Consider the following 437-nt stretch of genomic DNA (forward strand, 5'->3'; position numbering starts at 1 on the left):
CCGTCGAGCACGCTGCTCGGCATGCTCGGGCTGGCGCCGACACCCGGCAGCGGCAATCCGATGCTTGGCCGTGGCGGCATCGTCCTTCTCTATGGCGTCCAGCACGCGCCGATCGTCTTCATCACTATGCGGGCTGGGCTGTCGCGCGTGCCGCGCGACCTGGTCGAGGCGGCGCGCTCTTGCGGCGCACGGCCGCTCGGCGTGCTGCGAACAATCGTGCTGCCCGTCCTGCGGCCCTATGTGGTGGCCGCCGCTGCCCTTGCCTTCGTTTCCGGCGTCGGCAATTTCGGCATACCGGCGCTGCTCGGCATGCCGGTCAATTATCTCACCCTGCCGACGCTGATCTACCAGGACCTGTCGAGCTTCGGGCCCAGCGTCTTGCCGCAGATCGCGGCGCTGTCGGTGCTGGTCGGCGCCCTGGCGCTTACGGGCATGGT

1 protein-coding gene is annotated in these 437 nt (G+C 69.1%); it reads left to right on the top strand.

Going from position 1 to position 437, the window contains the following annotated elements:
* On the top strand, positions 1-437 hold a 437-nt coding region (locus EOD07_RS37170; protein ID WP_127238550.1), incomplete at both ends, for an ABC transporter permease subunit.

Source organism: Mesorhizobium sp. M2C.T.Ca.TU.002.02.1.1, assembly GCF_003997225.1.